Source organism: Azospirillum sp. BE72, assembly GCF_031455875.1.
In the GTDB taxonomy this organism is placed as follows: Bacteria; Pseudomonadota; Alphaproteobacteria; order Azospirillales; family Azospirillaceae; genus Azospirillum.
Window position 1 is genome coordinate 248,696 of the sequence record NZ_JAVDTO010000003.1, and the last position, 15,929, is coordinate 264,624.

The 15,929-nt window shown below is 66.9% G+C and carries 27 protein-coding genes and 1 tRNA gene; 10 read left to right on the forward strand and 18 right to left on the reverse strand.

Features of this window, described 5'->3' with window-relative positions:
* Positions 1 to 78 precede the first annotated feature (78 nt).
* Genes J2Y49_RS12670 through J2Y49_RS12725 form a run of 12 tightly spaced genes read right to left on the reverse strand, consistent with a single transcriptional unit; the run spans position 79 to position 6,711 of the window.
* The gene (locus J2Y49_RS12670) at positions 79 to 786 is read right to left on the reverse strand and encodes an MT-A70 family methyltransferase (RefSeq protein ID WP_310115202.1); all 708 of its coding nucleotides are present in this window, start codon (positions 784 to 786) and stop codon (positions 79 to 81) included.
* A complete protein-coding gene (locus J2Y49_RS12675; protein WP_310115203.1) occupies positions 783 to 1,052 on the reverse strand; it encodes a hypothetical protein in 270 nt (89 codons plus the stop codon). The genes J2Y49_RS12670 and J2Y49_RS12675 overlap by 4 nt, the downstream gene beginning before the upstream one ends.
* Positions 1,045 to 2,760, reverse strand: a complete 1,716-nt coding sequence (locus J2Y49_RS12680) for a bifunctional DNA primase/polymerase (RefSeq protein ID WP_310115204.1) — start codon at positions 2,758 to 2,760, stop codon at positions 1,045 to 1,047. Before J2Y49_RS12680 ends, J2Y49_RS12675 begins: the two co-directional genes overlap by 8 nt.
* On the reverse strand, positions 2,757 to 3,149 hold the full coding sequence (locus J2Y49_RS12685; protein ID WP_310115205.1) for a hypothetical protein: 393 nt from the start codon (positions 3,147 to 3,149) through the stop codon (positions 2,757 to 2,759). Before J2Y49_RS12685 ends, J2Y49_RS12680 begins: the two co-directional genes overlap by 4 nt.
* Entirely contained in the window at positions 3,146 to 3,589 is a 444-nt protein-coding gene (locus J2Y49_RS12690) for an ASCH domain-containing protein (RefSeq protein ID WP_310115206.1), read from the reverse strand. Before J2Y49_RS12690 ends, J2Y49_RS12685 begins: the two co-directional genes overlap by 4 nt.
* The gene (locus J2Y49_RS12695) at positions 3,586 to 4,617 is read right to left on the reverse strand and encodes a phage Gp37/Gp68 family protein (protein ID WP_310115207.1); all 1,032 of its coding nucleotides are present in this window, start codon (positions 4,615 to 4,617) and stop codon (positions 3,586 to 3,588) included. The genes J2Y49_RS12690 and J2Y49_RS12695 overlap by 4 nt, the downstream gene beginning before the upstream one ends.
* 4 nt (positions 4,618 to 4,621) lie before the next feature.
* Positions 4,622 to 5,182 carry a hypothetical protein gene (locus J2Y49_RS12700; RefSeq protein WP_310115209.1) on the reverse strand — a complete coding sequence of 187 codons (561 nt, stop codon included), beginning with the start codon at positions 5,180 to 5,182 and terminating at the stop codon, positions 4,622 to 4,624.
* A gap of 3 nt (positions 5,183 to 5,185) precedes the next feature.
* Positions 5,186 to 5,533, reverse strand: a complete 348-nt coding sequence (locus J2Y49_RS12705; protein ID WP_310115211.1) for a hypothetical protein — start codon at positions 5,531 to 5,533, stop codon at positions 5,186 to 5,188.
* The gene (locus J2Y49_RS12710; RefSeq protein WP_310115213.1) at positions 5,530 to 5,802 is read right to left on the reverse strand and encodes a hypothetical protein; all 273 of its coding nucleotides are present in this window, start codon (positions 5,800 to 5,802) and stop codon (positions 5,530 to 5,532) included. Before J2Y49_RS12710 ends, J2Y49_RS12705 begins: the two co-directional genes overlap by 4 nt.
* A complete protein-coding gene (locus J2Y49_RS12715; RefSeq protein WP_310115215.1) occupies positions 5,802 to 6,296 on the reverse strand; it encodes a hypothetical protein in 495 nt (164 codons plus the stop codon). Before J2Y49_RS12715 ends, J2Y49_RS12710 begins: the two co-directional genes overlap by 1 nt.
* Positions 6,293 to 6,475: a hypothetical protein gene (locus J2Y49_RS12720; RefSeq protein ID WP_310115217.1), complete on the reverse strand. Its 183-nt coding sequence runs from the start codon at positions 6,473 to 6,475 to the stop codon at positions 6,293 to 6,295. Before J2Y49_RS12720 ends, J2Y49_RS12715 begins: the two co-directional genes overlap by 4 nt.
* Complete coding sequence (locus tag J2Y49_RS12725) at positions 6,472 to 6,711, reverse strand: helix-turn-helix transcriptional regulator (protein WP_310115218.1); 240 nt, start codon at positions 6,709 to 6,711, stop codon at positions 6,472 to 6,474. The genes J2Y49_RS12720 and J2Y49_RS12725 overlap by 4 nt, the downstream gene beginning before the upstream one ends.
* An 11-nt stretch (positions 6,712 to 6,722) precedes the next feature.
* On the opposite strand from J2Y49_RS12725, the gene J2Y49_RS12730 reads away from it, so the two are divergent.
* Positions 6,723 to 7,157, forward strand: a complete 435-nt coding sequence (locus J2Y49_RS12730; protein ID WP_310115219.1) for a helix-turn-helix transcriptional regulator — start codon at positions 6,723 to 6,725, stop codon at positions 7,155 to 7,157.
* Between the two features lie 394 nt (positions 7,158 to 7,551).
* Here J2Y49_RS12730 and J2Y49_RS12735 read toward each other — a convergent pair whose 3' ends face one another.
* Entirely contained in the window at positions 7,552 to 8,493 is a 942-nt protein-coding gene (locus J2Y49_RS12735; RefSeq protein WP_310115221.1) for a WYL domain-containing protein, read from the reverse strand.
* A 96-nt stretch (positions 8,494 to 8,589) separates the two neighbouring features.
* On the opposite strand from J2Y49_RS12735, the gene J2Y49_RS12740 reads away from it, so the two are divergent.
* The 9 genes from J2Y49_RS12740 to J2Y49_RS12780 all read left to right on the forward strand — a co-directional run bounded on the left by J2Y49_RS12740 (position 8,590) and on the right by J2Y49_RS12780 (position 13,195).
* Entirely contained in the window at positions 8,590 to 8,799 is a 210-nt protein-coding gene (locus J2Y49_RS12740; protein ID WP_310115222.1) for a hypothetical protein, read from the forward strand.
* 206 nt (positions 8,800 to 9,005) lie between these two features.
* Positions 9,006 to 9,431 (forward strand): hypothetical protein, encoded by a 426-nt coding sequence (locus J2Y49_RS12745; protein ID WP_310115223.1) that lies wholly within the window; start codon positions 9,006 to 9,008, stop codon positions 9,429 to 9,431.
* A gap of 188 nt (positions 9,432 to 9,619) precedes the next feature.
* Positions 9,620 to 9,802, forward strand: a complete 183-nt coding sequence (locus J2Y49_RS12750) for a hypothetical protein (protein ID WP_310115224.1) — start codon at positions 9,620 to 9,622, stop codon at positions 9,800 to 9,802.
* Between the two features lie 6 nt (positions 9,803 to 9,808).
* Positions 9,809 to 10,360 (forward strand): hypothetical protein, encoded by a 552-nt coding sequence (locus J2Y49_RS12755; protein WP_310115225.1) that lies wholly within the window; start codon positions 9,809 to 9,811, stop codon positions 10,358 to 10,360.
* Positions 10,361 to 10,543, forward strand: a complete 183-nt coding sequence (locus tag J2Y49_RS12760; RefSeq protein ID WP_310115226.1) for a hypothetical protein — start codon at positions 10,361 to 10,363, stop codon at positions 10,541 to 10,543.
* On the forward strand, positions 10,533 to 11,453 hold the full coding sequence (locus J2Y49_RS12765) for a hypothetical protein (protein ID WP_310115227.1): 921 nt from the start codon (positions 10,533 to 10,535) through the stop codon (positions 11,451 to 11,453). The genes J2Y49_RS12760 and J2Y49_RS12765 overlap by 11 nt, the downstream gene beginning before the upstream one ends.
* A 91-nt stretch (positions 11,454 to 11,544) precedes the next feature.
* Positions 11,545 to 11,886: a hypothetical protein gene (locus J2Y49_RS12770; RefSeq protein WP_310115228.1), complete on the forward strand. Its 342-nt coding sequence runs from the start codon at positions 11,545 to 11,547 to the stop codon at positions 11,884 to 11,886.
* Entirely contained in the window at positions 11,883 to 12,134 is a 252-nt protein-coding gene (locus J2Y49_RS12775) for a hypothetical protein (protein ID WP_310115229.1), read from the forward strand. The genes J2Y49_RS12770 and J2Y49_RS12775 overlap by 4 nt, the downstream gene beginning before the upstream one ends.
* Positions 12,122 to 13,195, forward strand: a complete 1,074-nt coding sequence (locus J2Y49_RS12780) for a tyrosine-type recombinase/integrase (RefSeq protein ID WP_310115230.1) — start codon at positions 12,122 to 12,124, stop codon at positions 13,193 to 13,195. The genes J2Y49_RS12775 and J2Y49_RS12780 overlap by 13 nt, the downstream gene beginning before the upstream one ends.
* 108 nt (positions 13,196 to 13,303) lie before the next feature.
* Here J2Y49_RS12780 and J2Y49_RS12785 read toward each other — a convergent pair.
* The 5 genes from J2Y49_RS12785 to infA form a co-directional block, all read right to left on the reverse strand.
* Positions 13,304 to 13,379, reverse strand: a tRNA-Phe gene (locus J2Y49_RS12785).
* A gap of 118 nt (positions 13,380 to 13,497) precedes the next feature.
* Positions 13,498 to 13,680, reverse strand: a complete 183-nt coding sequence (locus J2Y49_RS12790) for a DNA gyrase inhibitor YacG (RefSeq protein WP_310115522.1) — start codon at positions 13,678 to 13,680, stop codon at positions 13,498 to 13,500.
* A 114-nt stretch (positions 13,681 to 13,794) separates the two neighbouring features.
* On the reverse strand, positions 13,795 to 15,033 hold the full coding sequence (locus J2Y49_RS12795; RefSeq protein WP_310115231.1) for a ribonuclease E/G: 1,239 nt from the start codon (positions 15,031 to 15,033) through the stop codon (positions 13,795 to 13,797).
* Complete coding sequence (locus J2Y49_RS12800) at positions 15,030 to 15,659, reverse strand: Maf family nucleotide pyrophosphatase (RefSeq protein WP_310115232.1); 630 nt, start codon at positions 15,657 to 15,659, stop codon at positions 15,030 to 15,032. Before J2Y49_RS12800 ends, J2Y49_RS12795 begins: the two co-directional genes overlap by 4 nt.
* 25 nt (positions 15,660 to 15,684) lie before the next feature.
* Positions 15,685 to 15,903 carry a translation initiation factor IF-1 gene (gene infA, locus J2Y49_RS12805; protein ID WP_012977999.1) on the reverse strand — a complete coding sequence of 73 codons (219 nt, stop codon included), beginning with the start codon at positions 15,901 to 15,903 and terminating at the stop codon, positions 15,685 to 15,687.
* Positions 15,904 to 15,929 lie beyond the last annotated feature (26 nt).

Genomic DNA, 15,929 nt, shown 5'->3' on the forward strand with positions numbered 1-15,929 from the left:
CCTGAAAGCCTCTGGCACGCCCATCGGGCGCCCATATTTGGAGGGGGGCGGGGGGAGGCGCGGAGGGGTGGCGATGGGTCATGATCCCACCTCCCCGGCGTCCGCCGTGAATTTGCCAGTCTCGTTCCCCCAGACGTCGAAGCCCGGCCAGGATTGGCGGGCGAACAGCTCGCACGCGGGGCCGCTGGGGATCAGCCGGCGCGCCATGGCGTATTGCTCATCCGGCTTCCGGCTATGCTCGCGCGTGACCGCGTCCAGAGCGTCGCCATCGTCCAGCAGGATGCCGCGTTCCGACGTGCAGCCCGGCCCATAGGGCGGGTCGCCGATGGCCCATAGGGTGACATGCTCGGTCGAGACCCGGACGACATAGCCGGGGCCGAAGGCCAGCTTGCCGGAGGGGGTGCGCTTCACCCAGGGGAAGCCGGTGACGTACCGGAAGCCCCACGCCTCCCCCACAGCGATGGCCTGGGGGAGCATGGCCCAGGTGCCCCACATCCACAGCAGGCAACCCCGCGGGTTGGCGAGCTGCTGCACCGGCAGCGCCTTGATGGCATCCACCGGCATGCAGGCGTAATGCGCCACCGGGTTCTTGCCCTCGCCCTTGGTGGAGCGGTTGTAGAAGCGCCATGGCGGGTCCGCCATGATCAGGCGGTACGCCGCGGGGGCGAGGTTGCCCCACTGCCACGATGCAGGCTTGCCCGACAGCGATACCGCCCGAAAGGGAGCATCGCCCCCAATCGCCGGCAGATCGAACAGGAGGGGGGCGGGGGAGGTGATCTTGGTCACGCGGCGGCCCTCCTTCGGTCTTGGTCGAATTTGGCCGCGAGCTGTTCGGAAGCGGCCACCCGCCGGGCGATTACCGCGGCGAACAGCTCGGAGTCGGCGATCAGCACGACCAGCAGGTCGAAGGCGTCCGACCACAGGGCGGCGCAGTCGCGACGGCGCTCACGGTGCCCCAGCAGCCGGCGACACCAGCGGTAGACGTCCGGCGCACGGCGCGCGGTCGTGCTCATGTAGCGGAAGGCCAGCAGGCGCGCGGCGGCGTCATCCATGGCCGCCCCCATTCCGCGCCCGGCGGGGAGGGAAGCGCACGGTCACCCGGCCATCACCGCCCAGCGCCCGCGCCACCCGGCCGCGCAGCTCATCCGACGCGCCATCCGCGCCGATCACGATCACGTCCCGCACCGTCTCCGGCAGCGCCAGATGCAGCAGTGCCGACACCGGCCCGCCGATCCACACCGGCACGCCCGGATAGGCATTGCGGGTTTGAAGCCCGATCACAGCCCCGGTGGTCAGGTGCAGCCGCTCGCCCGAAACCTTGCCCAGGCGCACCGCCGCGCCCTGCCACGCGCCAATCAGGCGGCGGGGCGGCAGCACCTCCCCTGTGCTGGGATCGGCAATGGTCGCCATCCGGCAGCCGTCGGGCGACAGGAAGGTCGCCAGCACGGCGCGCACCTCCGGCTGGCCGTCCCGGTCGGGCCACCGCGCCATGCCGGCCAGCAGGGCGGGCCACCGGCCGATGCACACCGGTTCCGCCCCGTCCGGGCCATGCAGGTATTCAACCTCACCGAAGCCAAACCACGGGCCGGCAGTCGCCGGGTCCACGCCGTTGGCAGCGAGGAAGGCGGCGGCGGGCGTGTCGGTCAGCGACGCGGCGCGGGCATTCCACACCGCCCGGCCAGCGGCCATCTGCACGCCCAGGGCAGCCGGCGATGGCGCACCGCCACGGTGCCGGCGCTGGGGTTGATAGCGCCGCTGTTGCCGCTCCGGAGGCTCGGGCACGTCGCGCGGGTGGTTCCGGCCGGCGGCGATGCCGCCGTCGATGATCTTTTCTAGATGGGCCGGGTCCCACCCGCCTTTGCGCGGGTCGATGCTCCACCCCAGTGCCGCCGCCATCAGGTGCTGGCGCACCAAGTCTTCCGGCAGGGCGTTGGTGGCGACCAGCCCGCCCAGCTTGAAGGCCGCTTCGTTCAGCGCGTTGTTCTGATTGCCCGGCCCGGTCTGCCGCACGCGCTTGGTTTCGTCGTCCAGCGCGGCGCGGGCATAGGCGGAGATGCGTTCGGTCTTGGTCGAAGGCGGGCGCGCGGATGCCTTCGACACCGGCTGGCCAATCCGCTTGGCGAGAAAGGCCGGCAGCTCGCGACCGTCGAGGCGCAGGCGCAGCCACTCAAGGTCTTCCGGCTCGCCCATCAGCAGCCGAATCACCCACTCCGGGGCGGGGGCGATGGGGGTGGAGTCCGGGCTGCCGATCCAGGCGTACCGCCCGCCGTTCGGGTGGATCGACGGCGCGGCGAGGATGTAGCCGCCGCTTGACCGGGTGTCGAGACCCGGCCCCAGGCGCGACCGCGCGCTGTTCTTGACCGGGCGGCCCGGCCAGCGGAACAGCCAGTGCCGGCCACCGCTGGGGGTGTTCTGCCCCAGCGTTTCCGGCAGCGCCTCGCCGAACAGCCCTTCAAGGATCTGCAACGTCTCGAAGCCGTTCTCCGCCGCCTTGTCGCCCGTCGCTTCCTTTATGTCGGCATCCATCACCCAGAAGCCAGACTGTTCGCCGGCAGCCAGCCCGACATTCGCCCGTGGCCAGCGGGCCCAATACTGCTTCACCCAGTAGGGGGAGGTCTTGGCGTCGTTGACGCCGTGTTCGAAGAAGCCCTTTTCCTTGTAGGGCAGCTTGTCCCCGGCCACGCAGGGGAACACCGCCCAGCCGCGGGCGGCATAGGCCGCCGCCGCCTCGAACAGTTCCGGTCCGGCGGCTTCGGTCATGGCCGAACCTCCCCGGACGTCAGATCGCGGACATGCGCCCACAGGGCGGCATCGGCGATGGACAGCGCCAGCGAGAAGAAGCCCCACGAGCTGTGGCGGCAGCTTCCGCGGCTGATCGTCGCCCGCAGGTCGCCCGCGGCGGTCTCCAGCCGATAGCCGGCCGGCACCATGACCAGGGCGGCACCGACCAGGGTGATGGGCGGCAGCAGTCCGGCGGCAGCATCGCTGATCTGCCGTCGCAAGCCCGCATGCTGATCGGGGCTGAGGATGATCCGCCCGCCCGCGCGCAGGCACAGGATGGCAGAGTGCAGCGCCTCGCATTCCTGGCGCAGACTGAAGGCGTCCTGGGCCAGTCGCCGCAGGTCGCCCAGATAGGACACGCTGGTCATGGCCGGTTGCCTCCGACCTGGGCGCGGACGCGCTCCATCACATCCGGCGGAACCGTGAAGAAGCCCAGCGCGCCCTTGCACGGGATTGGCTCCCGGAACGCCATGGGGTTGGCGAGCTGGAAGCCGTAGTCACCGAAGAACCACGGGCTGTCGCTGGCGCTGACACAGCCGATGATATCGACCATGCCGACAATGCATCCGCCATAGGGGCGGATGTCGTCTTCAGCGGTGAAGCGGCGACCGCAATGCCGTTGAGCCAGGGGATAGCCCCACGACATGGCTTCCAGCACCTCAATGGTCCGCCACCACTTGCTGGCATGGATCAGGACGGAGCCGCGGTAGTTCGTCGACCAGTCCCGGTTTTCGATGTCCTTGCCGCCGTGCAGGATGAACCACCACCACGGGGCACGGATGGACAGAGCCTTGTTCGGGACGATCATGGCCGAACCTCCGGGACTTCGTCCCAGGTCAGGCCATCCAACCAGCGGCCAGCGGCCTTCTTGCCGACGCGGTACAGATCGGGCTCGTCGTCACGGTGCATCTCTTGGCTCGCCTGGGGCGACAGGGAGCCGAAGCGCCACTCTTCGTTGATCAGTTCCGCGGTTTGCTCCGTCCGCGTGGCTGTATGCAGTACGCATTCGCCGGGCGCCCATTCGCCCCACTGCTTGAAGAAGAAAGCCACGCCCGCCGCGGCGCATTGGTCGCGGATCGACCGTAACCAGTCCGGATGGCTGGGACGCGCGCCGGGGCCGCTCTCGCCGCCGGTGATGACCCAATCAATGCCGGGCCAACCGAAGCTTTGAACGCCGGCCAGAGCGTTGATCGTAAACCGCGCCTTGGTGATGGCTGGTTGGCCGTCGAAAACGGCCGGAGATTCGCCAATCAGGACGCGCGTCAGGTCCACCGGCCCCAGCAGCGGCTCCATCGACAGGAAACGCACCGCAGCCGGCGTCGCCAGCAGGTGCGGGATGCGGGCTTCCGCCATGGCCTGATTTTCTACGGTGGTGCCGAGCCAGACGTTCGGCAGCGGCCATTGCACCGCCGGGGTGCCGAGCTGATCAGCCAGCCAGTGTTCGCCGCACCGCCACGCCAAGTCGGCATAGTCCCGCATCACCTTCGGGCGCTTTGTCAGCAGCAGCCAATCGAGGTTCGGCGTCGCCGCAATCAGGGCGAACAACTCGTCGCGCCACGCGTCCGGCACCTCCGCGTCGAAGACATCCGCCAGCGAGGCGCTGAACACCCGCAGCCGGCGGCCTTCGCGTTCAGCTTTCCGGTTCCAGCGCAACGGCAGCTTCCAGTTGCCGTTGCTGGTGCGACGCCGCGGTTCGCCCTTACCCCAGGCAACACCCAGACGCGCCTTGCTCAACGCCTCCGCATAGCAGTGGTCACAGGCCGGTGAGACGGCGGTACAACCGATCCACGGGTTGAAGGTCGCGTCGGTCCATTCGATCTTGCTGACTTCTGCCATCGGGTCAGCCCTCCCCGCGCCGGAGCCGCACGGCGATGCCGGCCGCGCCGAGCGCCGCGCCGCGCACGGAGTCGCGCAGGCGGCTCTTCGGCTTCCACCACTTGGGCAGCCAGGGCCACAGGTCGCAGGGTTCACCCGCGGGGAACTCCTTGCGCTCCTTATCGGTCGTGCCCGCGTTTAGCAGGTAGCAGCCGCCGGCCATCTCCAGATCGCCGTGGTCGTTGACAGCGCCGTCCGCTTCGGCGGCGAAGCCCTCGACGGTTCTCTGCCGGGCCAGCTCCTGCGCAATCAGGCGCAGGGCGGTCCGGTCTGCCAAATCCAGACCGGAAGGCAGCTCCAGCACGAAGACGGCACCCGTCACCCAGGTGGCGCCCGAGTCGTCCATCGTGACGGTCAGACCTTCCTTCCGCAGAAGGCGGCCGAACTTGTTCCGCTGCACCGGACGCAGCTTTTGCGCCCCGCAGAACTGGACATAGTCGCCGTACAGATGGGCGACGCGGACACGAACGGAGGCTTCGCGTCCCTCGCATGCACTGCGGAGGAACGCGTTCAACGTGGCGGACATGGGTCAATCCTCCAGGGCTTGGGCCACTCTCGCGGCGTGGGTTGCGGGCGCGAACAGCGGCATGTCATCGGCACCGCGTTGCGCCGGATCGGGGCGCCGGTTGGCGCAGAAAGGGGCGTTGAAGTTGGCGAGCGCCACGGCCAGAGCGTGGTTGTCGAGACCGCCGGCCAGCCAAGCGGCGGCGACCTGGGCCAGTCCGCGCGCGGCGCTGTCGACGTCCGGCACCGCGGCGATCGCTCTAACCAGGCCGTCGCGGTCGGCGTCCTGGGGACGACCGATCAGCACCCGGCCGCAAGCCAGCGACAGGGCGATACCGGGGGAGATGTCGCGGGAGCCGGCCGGGGCGGTCATGCAGGCACCTCTTGCGCTGCATGGTCTGGCCGGCAGGCTTCCAGATGGCCGGCGAGCACGGACACCATGCTGTCGGCATCAGCCCAGCCCGACGCCCAGCCCCAGCCGCTGATGGTATCGGGCAGATAGGGGTTGTCGGTCAGGGGGCGGCGAGCGAGGCAGGCCGTAGAGCCTTCCCCCCAGCCCGCAAGGAATCGCACGTCGGTCGGATGCTCGATCCGGCCGGACAGCATCAGGGCAACGCCCCCGGTGGTCAGCAGCGCAGTCATCACGCCACCTCGACAGCACGGGGGCCAGCCGGGATGGAGGCGGTCACGTCGCGTTCCAGAGCGTCGAGCACCCCGCGCAGGACGGCCAGCTCGCGCAGCACCTCGCGCGCTTCCTCCGGCGTGATCTGCCGGCCGGCGTCGCTCTGCGGACAGCGTGCCTGCCGGACGGCTTCGGCCACGTCGCCCAGCTCCACCATGGCTTCGGCAAGCCGCGCCATCGGATCGCCCGGCACCGCGACACCATCGGCCGCGCGGCGCAACTCCGCCTTGTAGGCGGTCAGTATCGGCGGGGCCTCACCACGGCCAACCATGGCACGATCCAGGCGCAGGGCCTGGAACAGGGGAATGCGGTGCGCATCGTCGTCAGGGTCCGACCACATGCGGACGAGGCGCGCGCTCTTGCTGGTGACGGCCTCGACCTGGGCATCGCCCAGGGAGGCATGGACGAGAAACACCGCGTCCTCCAAGGACAGCGGATCACGGCGCTTGGTCATTGTCCGACACTCTCTTTGGGATTGAACAAGACTGTTTCCACTCGCGGTTCCATAGTTCCGCCATGCCCAAAGCTAGCCACCGGACGCGCCACATAAATCCGCAGCAAAAAGCCATCCAGCCCGCGGTGGGCAGATCGCTGTGGCGTGTCGCGCCCGGCGTCTTTCTTCACCCGGCTCATGCGGCGACAACCTTTCGATCAGCCGCCAAAGGAGGCGGCTCGAAGAACCACGCGTCGTCCCACGGCTTTCCGTTTGCCATCGCATGGCATCGGATGCGTTCCATTTCACGGCGTGAGGGATCGAGTTCCCCGCTTTCCCATCTGCTGATGGTCGCTTGGTCTCGTCCGACGATTTCGGCCATGGCCTTCTGCGAAATGCAGAGAATGGCCGTTCGAATGTGGCGCATCTGGTTCATGGGCGGAGCGTATGCGCATGCGCATTAGTGTGCAAGAGCCAAATGCGTTACCGCATTTGCCATCGGCGATGCTCGGCTATATGCATGTGCGCATGGTCAATCTTGCGCAGAAAATCATACGCTTGCTAGAGCGCCACCGGCTCACACAGTTGGAGCTGGCTGAAAAGATTGGTGTCCATCAATCGACTGTGAACAGATGGACAAAGGGTGCCGATATTAAACCAGAGAACTTAATCGCGTTGGCGACGTTTGCCGGCCAGACCGTGGACGACTTCCTGCTATCAGAAAGCGTTGAGGCAACTATCACGGATGCAGAAGCAAGCGCTCGTCTGGCTGAGGACCTTCAGGTAATAGGTACTGTTGACCCAGAAGAACGTAAGGATCTTGAAGATCTTGTTCGCAAGCGAGCCGCAGCCGCTCGCGGGCGGCTCGGGCGTGCCGACTGATAATTTGCTGAAGCTCCCGCTGCTCATCTTTCGGTAAGCTGTTGAATGCAGCCATTAGCTCCGACAATTCTGCCGCACCCGCCATATCGATTCTCCTAAAATCCAGACCCAAATAGGAACACATTAGGAACATCGTCTCAACTGCCTACCGCGAGAATTTCCTAAAACTTCTCTTGTTATGGGCGAGTGATCTGCGGAGCGGGGTTGTTCTCACTTCCAGCAACGCCGCCGAGGTAATGCGGATGCGCATTTTCCTGCTTGCGTCACGAATGCGCATGCGCATATGGTTGGGTCGTTCAGAGGCATTACAGAGCCTTCATGGACGATCCTTCCAACCTCCCCGGCGGACTGACACGCAGTCCACCGGGGATATTCCTGAGGCTGCGGTATGCTGTTATCCGGCCAACTCCTGCTGAATACGCATGATCAGGTTGAATTCGGCTGGGTCCTGTACTCCGTCCGCGTCCATCAGCATCATCGCAAACCGAATCAACAGCCGCTGTTGAATTCGGGGTGCGGCATTCAAAGCCAACAGACATTCGCTAAGAATATCCGAACTGGGTTGCTGCCGTTTCAAGTACGGCAACAGAGCCGCACGATCTGGTTCCATCATATCGATACCGCACAGGTCGCACTGTTCGGCGATATAGTCCAGGATCACTTCCAGTTCTTCGGGGTGCAATTCGCCATCGGCACGGGCCAAGGCAACCAGCACCCGCAGTCCATCGCGCGCCGCCCGTCGCTGGGCCATTCCAGGCTTGTCCGTCGTTCGCACGTCGGGACCGGCAGCGCGATTGCGTGGGGCCGATTGTTCGTAACGAACCGGGCTGGCGGGCGGTTTGGTCGGGCTGCTGACCGTTGCTACGGTCGGGAACTCCAACCCCAGCGCTTCGATGAAGAACTGTCGCGGATCGTGGCACTCGCCATCAAGGTCGATCACCTCGACGATCCTGTCGAAGCGGAAGGATCGGGCCGCGCGGCGTTCATGGCAGAATGCCTGCACATAGCTCCGCTCGCCGTTCGTATAAAGCTCTCGCATCGTAATTCGCCGACGCGACAGGTTGCCCTTGCTGTCCTGATAGTCGATGGCAAAGGTCGAACCAGCCGCCTCTTCAGCTATGGCCTGGAACTTGTCGTTTCCTACGCAGAAATGCGCGCGGCCATCATGGGCAGGCTGATCGACAACAGCCGATTCAACGCCAATGGTCACGAACAGACCTGTCATATCCGCATCATCGGGTTCGGCCAGCCCTTCCGGATGGAAGGTTGCAGGCATTACTGGCGGCACGGACTCCGTTCGCCGGAACAGCCGAGCTAAGCCATCAAACACACCCATGTCAGCGCCCCATTCGGTTGTGTAGCGACGCCGATGGTACGCGCGACAGCGACGGGCTGGAAGGCCCGCCGCAACCCTCAAGCCATGGAGACCACCTTGAAGCACCGCCAATCGAAGCGCAGCCCGTCCGACCTGCATCAGATCGCTCGTAACATGGGGCGCAAGATCGCCGATCTGGGCGGAGCCGGCGATGCAGTGACGGAAGCCGACCTGCTGACTGACTTCAGCGCCAGCGACATCAAGCTCCACATCGAAGCTGCCCGCGACTATGCCCGCGACCTGTTGGGCATGAAGCAAGCCGCCTGATCGTCTTCCGCGCTGGGGCGCTTCTGAAGCCCCAGCGCGGCGACGGCGACCCGAGCGGATGCACTGCCTCCCCTCCGGCCGCCGCCGCAGTAGGCAGCGGGCGCGGCTGGCGCAATCCAGCCACCTAGCGTGTGTCCCAGCCTGAGGCCCCCGGTTTTCGGCGGAAGTGCCGGGGGTCGCTGGGACCCCACCCCGAGACTTCGACCATGACCGACACCACCGCTTCGGTGGACGGCGGAGCTTTGCCCGCCGTGCCCCAGACGCACGACCCCGATCTTGAAGCGATCTACCGCCTGTGGGTCGACATCATCCGCGAGGCGCGCATGCTGGGTGGCCGCGACGCCGCCCGCCGGCTGTGGCGGTCTTCACCCCTGCCGCCCCTGGACACGCACAGCAAGGGGAAGGACACGCCCGACTGGGTCGAGTCCTTCCTCTCCGACAGCACGGAACCGGCCCCCGGTGCCCGCCTGAAGGCGGAGGCCCTGTGGACCGCCTATGTCGCGTGGTGCCAGCCGCGCGGCCTGGAACCGATCACCCGCGCCGGGCTGATGCGCCAACTCGTCCGGCACGGCCTGCGGCGCCAGAAGGCGAGCTGCATCTACTTCCTGAACCTGCGCCTGCGGGTCCAGTGATGGCAAAGGCGAAGGTTTCCAACGCGCGTACGCACGTTCCGCAGGATGCGCCAGGATTGGCCCCCGGCCCATCCGTCGCGGCTCGGCACCCGAACGAATGCCGGGAGTGCGGACGGCCATTCCGGCCCATCGACCTTCAGCAGGAATTCTGCTGCGCCGTGTGCCGCCGGGCATGGCGGTCACGCGCCATGACACGCGGCGCAAAGCTCTACGAAGCGGTGATGACGTGGCGCGTCCTGCGCCAGCCCGGCGGCTTCGCCGACGTCACCGCCCTTGTCTCCGCCTTCCTCGACGAAGACCGCACCGCCGGCCGGCGGTGGCGGCCCCGCACCTTCAACCCCAAGACCGGCCGCCGCGAGCGGCGGAAGTGAGGAACCATGACCAAACAGCAGAACCTGCACCGGGCGGGCCTGTCCGCCGTCGCCGATCTGGAAAAGCTGATCGACCGGCTGAAGGATGCCGGCCCTTGCCCGCTGGATGGGCGCAACGCGCTGATGAACCTGCGACAGCACGTCGAAGGGCTGTTGAACCGCTTTCCGCAGGATACGGCGGCGGAGCGTCCCGCGCAGAAGGCGAAGCGTCCCGCGACGAAGGCGACCGGCATGGAAGGATGGTGCGTCGTCCAGATGGGCGACACCATCCTGCCTGGACACAGCCGACTGGCCCGCTTCGAGATCCGTGGCCCCAACCGCCTGATACCGGGCAACCCGGCCTATCCGCCGCTGCTGGCGACCATCGAACAGGACTGGGGTATGGACCGGGAGGAAACCACCCAGGTCGCGCACACCATGGGTGCCGCCCAGGACATGCTGGCCGCGCTCAAGGAGGCACACCGCACCTTCGGCCCCTTCTTCGACACGTCGGAAGAGGCGCAGAACCGCGCCACGGCCATGATGGAAGCTGCCATCGCGAAGGCGGAGGGTCATTGAATGACCGTCATCGGCCACTGCCACGACTGCGGCGAACACACCCGCATCGACCGCGCCACGCGCCTGTGCGACGGCTGCACCGAACAGGCGGAGATGTTCGCCGCCCTCCCATCGCGCGAAGACACCATCGCCTTGATCGGCCGTCACCTCATTCCGAAGGGGAGCGACCACCATGCCCCGTGAAGCCTTCGTGCAGAAGCGCTTCACCGCCAAGAACGAGGCGGTGATCCTTCAGGCGAACGACATCATCGCCGACTACCAGCGGCAGGGTTTCACCCTCACCCTGCGTCAGCTCTACTACCAGTTCGTTGCGCGGGCGCTGATCCCGAACACCATGCAGAGCTACAAACGCCTTGGGCAGATCGTGAACGATGGCCGCATGGCCGGGCTGATCGACTGGGAGGCCATCGAAGACCGCACCCGGAACGTCCAGAGCGTGTCGACGTGGAGCGACCCGGAAAGCATCATCGACGCCTGCGCGTCGCAGTTCCGGGTGAACCGCTGGGCTGCACAGCCAGCCTACGTGGAAGTGTGGATCGAAAAGGAAGCGCTTGTCGGCGTCATCGAACCGGTCTGCACCGACCACTTCGTACCCTTCTTCGCCTGCCGGGGCTACACGTCTCAGTCCGAACAGTGGCGTGCCGGCCGCCGGCTTCGGCAAAAGCACCGGGCCGGCAAGCGTGTGGTCGTGCTGCATCTGGGCGACCATGACCCGTCCGGGTTGGACATGACCCGCGACAATGACGAACGGCTTGCCCTGTTCGCCGGGGATGAAGACATCGTCGAAATCCGCCGGCTGGCACTGAACATGGATCAGGTGCGGAAGTACCGTCCGCCCCCCAATCCGGCGAAGGAGACCGACAGCCGATTCGCCGACTACATCAAGCGGCACGGCGACCAGTCCTGGGAGCTGGACGCGCTAGACCCCACCGTGATCGACAAGCTGATCCGCGACCAGCTGGAAGGGCTGATTGATCGGAAGGCTTGGGAACGCAGCGTGGCGGAGGAAGACGAGTACCGCGCCCAGCTGGAACGCACCGCCGACCGCTGGACCGATGTCCGCGACTTCCTCTATCGGGAGGGCGAGGAATGACCATCCTGCTGCCCGCCCTGACCATCACGGCGATCCTCGCCGGCTCTGCCGGCGGGTTCGTGTGGTTCCTCTCTGCATGCCGGGGGGCGTCATGAGCGAGAATACCGATTCGCTTGCCGGCCGGGCCGAAGCCCAACCGGAGCCGTCCCATGACTGCGTCATCAAGCGCTGGATCATCATGTACGAGCCGGGGATGGTGCCGCAGGTCAAGGGGCCGATGCCGGACCATGACAGCAATATCGCCTTCCTTCGCGAGCTGATGCAGCACAACCCGACGGCCACGTTCACCGTCTGCGAGGTGGTGTGGAACCATGACCTGTGGGTCACGGACGGGCACGAAGCTATCGCCATCGACGACGATATGAAACTTCTGCCCGATCTGGACGAGTTGCTTCACGACGAAGCGGATGACGATGGGGAAGGCGAGGAATGACCGCTGCGAAAGCACGCCCTGCGGAGCTGCCCGGCTGGCCGCGTCTGCTGTCGCGTGAATTGGCGGCGGCCTACATCGGCCAGTCGCCGAACGTGCTGGATCGACTGGGCATCACCTTCCACAAGGTCGGCTCCCGGCGGATGTACGACCGGACCGATCTGGACCGCTGGGTGGACGACTTGGCGGGCCACCGGCAGGATGGGGAACCTCAATCCTGGATGGAGCGAATTTCCCAATGCGGAACGTGAAGCGGGTCACCGCCAAGGGGCGGGCCTACTACTATCACCGGGGCACCGGCATGCGCCTGCCGGGCGAACCCGGCAGCGCTGAGTTCGAAGCCGAATACCGGCGGCTGGAAGGCATCGCCGTCGAGAACAGCGACGCGGCGGCCCCGGTGATCTGCAAGACGCTAGGCGCGCTGCTGATTGCCTATCGGGGCAGCCCAACCTTTGCCGAGAAAGCGGACTCGACCAAGGCCGACTATCACGAAGCCATGGATTGGCTGAAGCCGCTGCACGACATGCCGCTGGACCGTATCGACACCCCGACCATGACCCGGCTGCGCGATCAGGCGTACAAGACGCGCAAGCGGTGGTTCGCGAACCACCTGCTGCGCTTCATGTCGGCACTGTTCAACTGGGGCCGCCCATACGGCTACATGGACGCGAACCCTTGCGAGAAGGTCCCGAAGATCCGGAAGCCGCGCGGTGAACGCGTGGTCAACCGCCCGTGGACCGACGAAGAGTTCGCCACGATCATGGCGGCGATGCCGCCGGAGCTGCGCGTCGCCGTGGCGCTGGGCGCACATGCCGGTCTGCGCGAAGGCGATGCCATCCGCCTGACGTGGTCAGCCTACCGTGGCGGCGTGATCGAGTCGCGACAGGCGAAGACCGACGACCCGATCTGGGTGCCGGTGCATTCGGAGCTGAAGACGATCCTCGACGAAGCCCGCGCCCGCCTGCCGGCTCTGTCGGCGAAGCTGGCGTCGAAGAACCGCCCGGTGCCCATGACCATCGTCGTCGGACAACGCGGCGAGCCGTTCACGGAGTCTGGCTTCCGTGCCCGGTTCTTTAAGGTGATTCGGCAGTTGGTGGCTGAAGGCAAGGTCCAGCCCGGCCTGACCTTCCACGGCCTGCGGCACACGGCTGCGACAAAGCTCGCGGATGCCGGCTGCGACACCCGCGACATCATGGCGATCACGGGGCACAAGACCGAAGCGATGGTCGCCCGATACACCCGGTCGGCAGACCAGAAGCGGCGCGCGACGGCGGCGATCATGAAGCTGGAAGGGGTGGGGAAGAAGGCGTGACCAGAGCCAGAACAACGGTGGAAAACCGTTTGGAAAACTCTGGAAAACTAGGTCAGAAGCGCTGACCGTACGACACCATCCAACCCACTGATTTTAAAGGAGGGAGGGTGGTGCCCAGGGACGGAGTCGAACCGCCGACACGGGGATTTTCAGTCCCCTGCTCTACCAACTGAGCTACCTGGGCATCTCGGCGCCGCTTGGTGGGTGACCGTTTCGGTCGGTGCGGCGCGTCGTGTGGGGCGCTTTTTAGAGAGGTTCGGACGGGCTGTCCAGAGAAAAATTCGCAAAAATTTTCGACCCCCTTACGGCTCGTCGTCAGGGTCGGAATCGTGGGGCGGAACCGGGGCTTCAGGGCCCGGAATGCGGTAGCCTTCGCCCAGCCAGCGCGACAGGTCGATGTCGGCACAACGCTTGGAACAGAAGGGGCGGGTGGCCGGTTCGGTCGGGCGGCCGCAGATCGGGCATTGGGTGCCTTTCTCGCCGATGGGCCCCGCTTTGGCGGCGGCATAGGAAGGCGCATGGGAATGGGGGCGCTGCTCGGCGCCGGGGGATTGGGGATCGGACAAGGGAAGGTCTCCGTAACGAACTGCTGTAAGCGGCTAGGGACGCAGCAGGGCGGCCAGCGGCGTGCCGCGGCGGGCGCGGGTCAGCTCGACCAGGCCCAGCTTCGACATGCCATAAACTTGGGTCTGCACCGGGTCGCTTTCCACCGCATGCGACAAGGCGGCCAGCACGCGCTCGGCATCGCCGCGGCCGCGCATGTTGACGAAATCCACCACCACGATGCCGCCGACATTGCGCAGGCGAAGCTGGCGGGCGATCTCCGCCGCGGCGTCGATGTTGACGTCCACCGGGTTGCCGCGCTCCCCGGCATTGACGTCCACCACCGTCATTGCCTCCGTCCGCTCGATCACCAGCGAACCGCCGAGCGGCAGCGGCACCCGGATGTCCAGAAGCTCCGCAATCGCAGAGTCGAGGTCGCGCAGATCGAACAGGCGCTGGGAGGCCCTGTGGGCGGTCAGGCGCGGCAGCAGGTCGGGGGCGTGGCGGTCGCACCAGCCGCGCAAGCCCAACAGCAGCGGCCCTTCACCGACGGCGATGCCGCCGGCCGGGGCCGGGTCGTCGACGATGATGGAGTCGGGGGCCGCGGCTCCCTGCTCGATCAGGGCGCGGGTGGCGGCGTCGGGACCGGGATGAAGCAGGCGGGGGGCGGAACCGGCGCGGGCGTCGTCGCGGATGGCGCGCCATTGCAGGTGCAGCGCTTCCGATTCGGCGGCCAGAAGATCGTCGGACACCTGGGCGGCGCCGGCGCGGACGATCCAGCCGGCGCCGGTGACCAGCCCCTCGATGCGGCGGGCAAGCGCCGCGCGCTCCGGGCCGCTGCCCAGGCGCTTCGACACCGCGATGTCGCGGCCGAGCGGCGCATGCACCAGGAAGCGGCCCGGCAGGGTGATGTCCATCGTCAGCGACGGCCCCTTGGCCCCCGTGGCGTCGGCCTTCACCTGCACCACCACCGGCTGGCCGGTGCGCAGCAGCGTGCCGATGGCAGACGGCTTCGACCCCGGACGGGGATGGGAGCGTGATGGGGAGGAGTCGTCGTCGAGGATGGGGCGGCGCACGTCGGCGGCCGGCAGCAGGCCGGACAGGCCGCCTCCCAAGTCGATGAAGGCGCCGTTCAGGCCGGTGGCGATTCGCTCCACCCGGCCGAGGATGACGGCGCCCAGCAGCGACGGGCGGTCGGCATGGTCGATGTGCAGGTCGGTCAGGCGGCCGTCGGCCAGCACCGCCGCCCGCATCAGCGGACCGTCGCGGTCGACCAGCAGCTCAAGCCTGCTCATCGTTCAGGAGGCGCAGGGGGAGCGGGCGGGAAGCCGGCGCCGTGCAGCATGCCGGCGACCTCGTGGAGCGACAGCCCGACGACATTGCTGTAGGAGCCGCCGATCCAGCGCACCAGCGCACCTGCCCGGCCCTGGATGGCATAGCCGCCGGCCTTGCCCTTCCATTCGCCGGACGCGATGTAGGCGTCGGTTTCCGTCCGGTCGAGCACCTTGAAGGTGACGTCGGTGCGGACCAGCCGGTCGATCCTGCGGTGGCCCTCTCCGCCGGCGTCGGGGACCAGCAGGACGATGCCGCCCAGCACCCGGTGCCGCCGGCCGGACAGCAGGGACAGGCAGCGTCGCGCCTCCTCCTCCCGTTCGGCCTTGGGCAGGATGCGGCGGCCGCAGGCGACCACGGTGTCGGCGGCGAGAATCCACGAATCGGGATGGCGCGCAGCGACGCACGACGCCTTCTCCGCCGCCAGACGCAAGGCGTGCTGGGGCGGGAGTTCGTCGCGCAGCGGCGCTTCGTCGAGATCGGCGGGATCGACCGCGTCGGGCACGATGCCGATCTGGCGCAAAAGGTCGAGCCGGCGGGGCGAGGCCGAAGCCAGAACCAGCCGGGGCGCCTTGGACGGGATCGTCACGGGGAACCGCGATGCAGCAAGAATGCTACTTGAACCGGAAGGTGATGCGGCCCTTGGTCAGGTCGTACGGCGTCATTTCCACATTGACGCGGTCGCCAGCCAGGACGCGAATCCGGTTCTTACGCATCTTCCCCGAGGTGTGCGCGAGAACCTCGTGATCGTTGTCGAGCTTCACCCGGAACATCGCGTTCGGAAGCAATTCGACGACGGTCCCGGAAAACTCGATCAGATCTTCCTTTGCCATAGGCCCTTATGTCCGTCCTAATAGTT

Bases quoted from the DNA above. Each gene is read 5' to 3' on its own strand.
- J2Y49_RS12725 (WP_310115218.1), bottom strand. From the start codon at position 6,711: ATGAACCAGATGCGCCACATTCGAACGGCCATTCTCTGCATTTCGCAG.
- J2Y49_RS12700 (WP_310115209.1), bottom strand. From the start codon at position 5,182: ATGTCCGCCACGTTGAACGCGTTCCTCCGCAGTGCATGCGAGGGACGC.
- J2Y49_RS12735 (WP_310115221.1), bottom strand. From the start codon at position 8,493: ATGGGTGTGTTTGATGGCTTAGCTCGGCTGTTCCGGCGAACGGAGTCC.
- J2Y49_RS12755 (WP_310115225.1), top strand. From the start codon at position 9,809: ATGACCAAACAGCAGAACCTGCACCGGGCGGGCCTGTCCGCCGTCGCC.
- J2Y49_RS12705 (WP_310115211.1), bottom strand. From the start codon at position 5,533: ATGACCGCCCCGGCCGGCTCCCGCGACATCTCCCCCGGTATCGCCCTG.
- J2Y49_RS12765 (WP_310115227.1), top strand. From the start codon at position 10,533: ATGCCCCGTGAAGCCTTCGTGCAGAAGCGCTTCACCGCCAAGAACGAG.
- J2Y49_RS12675 (WP_310115203.1), bottom strand. From the start codon at position 1,052: ATGGATGACGCCGCCGCGCGCCTGCTGGCCTTCCGCTACATGAGCACG.
- infA (WP_012977999.1), bottom strand. From the start codon at position 15,903: ATGGCAAAGGAAGATCTGATCGAGTTTTCCGGGACCGTCGTCGAATTG.
- J2Y49_RS12720 (WP_310115217.1), bottom strand. From the start codon at position 6,475: ATGAGCCGGGTGAAGAAAGACGCCGGGCGCGACACGCCACAGCGATCT.
- J2Y49_RS12770 (WP_310115228.1), top strand. From the start codon at position 11,545: ATGAGCGAGAATACCGATTCGCTTGCCGGCCGGGCCGAAGCCCAACCG.
- J2Y49_RS12695 (WP_310115207.1), bottom strand. From the start codon at position 4,617: ATGGCAGAAGTCAGCAAGATCGAATGGACCGACGCGACCTTCAACCCG.
- J2Y49_RS12710 (WP_310115213.1), bottom strand. From the start codon at position 5,802: ATGACTGCGCTGCTGACCACCGGGGGCGTTGCCCTGATGCTGTCCGGC.
- J2Y49_RS12730 (WP_310115219.1), top strand. From the start codon at position 6,723: ATGCGCATGCGCATTAGTGTGCAAGAGCCAAATGCGTTACCGCATTTG.
- J2Y49_RS12775 (WP_310115229.1), top strand. From the start codon at position 11,883: ATGACCGCTGCGAAAGCACGCCCTGCGGAGCTGCCCGGCTGGCCGCGT.
- J2Y49_RS12685 (WP_310115205.1), bottom strand. From the start codon at position 3,149: ATGACCAGCGTGTCCTATCTGGGCGACCTGCGGCGACTGGCCCAGGAC.
- J2Y49_RS12715 (WP_310115215.1), bottom strand. From the start codon at position 6,296: ATGACCAAGCGCCGTGATCCGCTGTCCTTGGAGGACGCGGTGTTTCTC.
- J2Y49_RS12780 (WP_310115230.1), top strand. From the start codon at position 12,122: ATGCGGAACGTGAAGCGGGTCACCGCCAAGGGGCGGGCCTACTACTAT.
- J2Y49_RS12690 (WP_310115206.1), bottom strand. From the start codon at position 3,589: ATGATCGTCCCGAACAAGGCTCTGTCCATCCGTGCCCCGTGGTGGTGG.
- J2Y49_RS12795 (WP_310115231.1), bottom strand. From the start codon at position 15,033: ATGAGCAGGCTTGAGCTGCTGGTCGACCGCGACGGTCCGCTGATGCGG.
- J2Y49_RS12745 (WP_310115223.1), top strand. From the start codon at position 9,006: ATGACCGACACCACCGCTTCGGTGGACGGCGGAGCTTTGCCCGCCGTG.
- J2Y49_RS12750 (WP_310115224.1), top strand. From the start codon at position 9,620: ATGACACGCGGCGCAAAGCTCTACGAAGCGGTGATGACGTGGCGCGTC.
- J2Y49_RS12680 (WP_310115204.1), bottom strand. From the start codon at position 2,760: ATGACCGAAGCCGCCGGACCGGAACTGTTCGAGGCGGCGGCGGCCTAT.
- J2Y49_RS12760 (WP_310115226.1), top strand. From the start codon at position 10,361: ATGACCGTCATCGGCCACTGCCACGACTGCGGCGAACACACCCGCATC.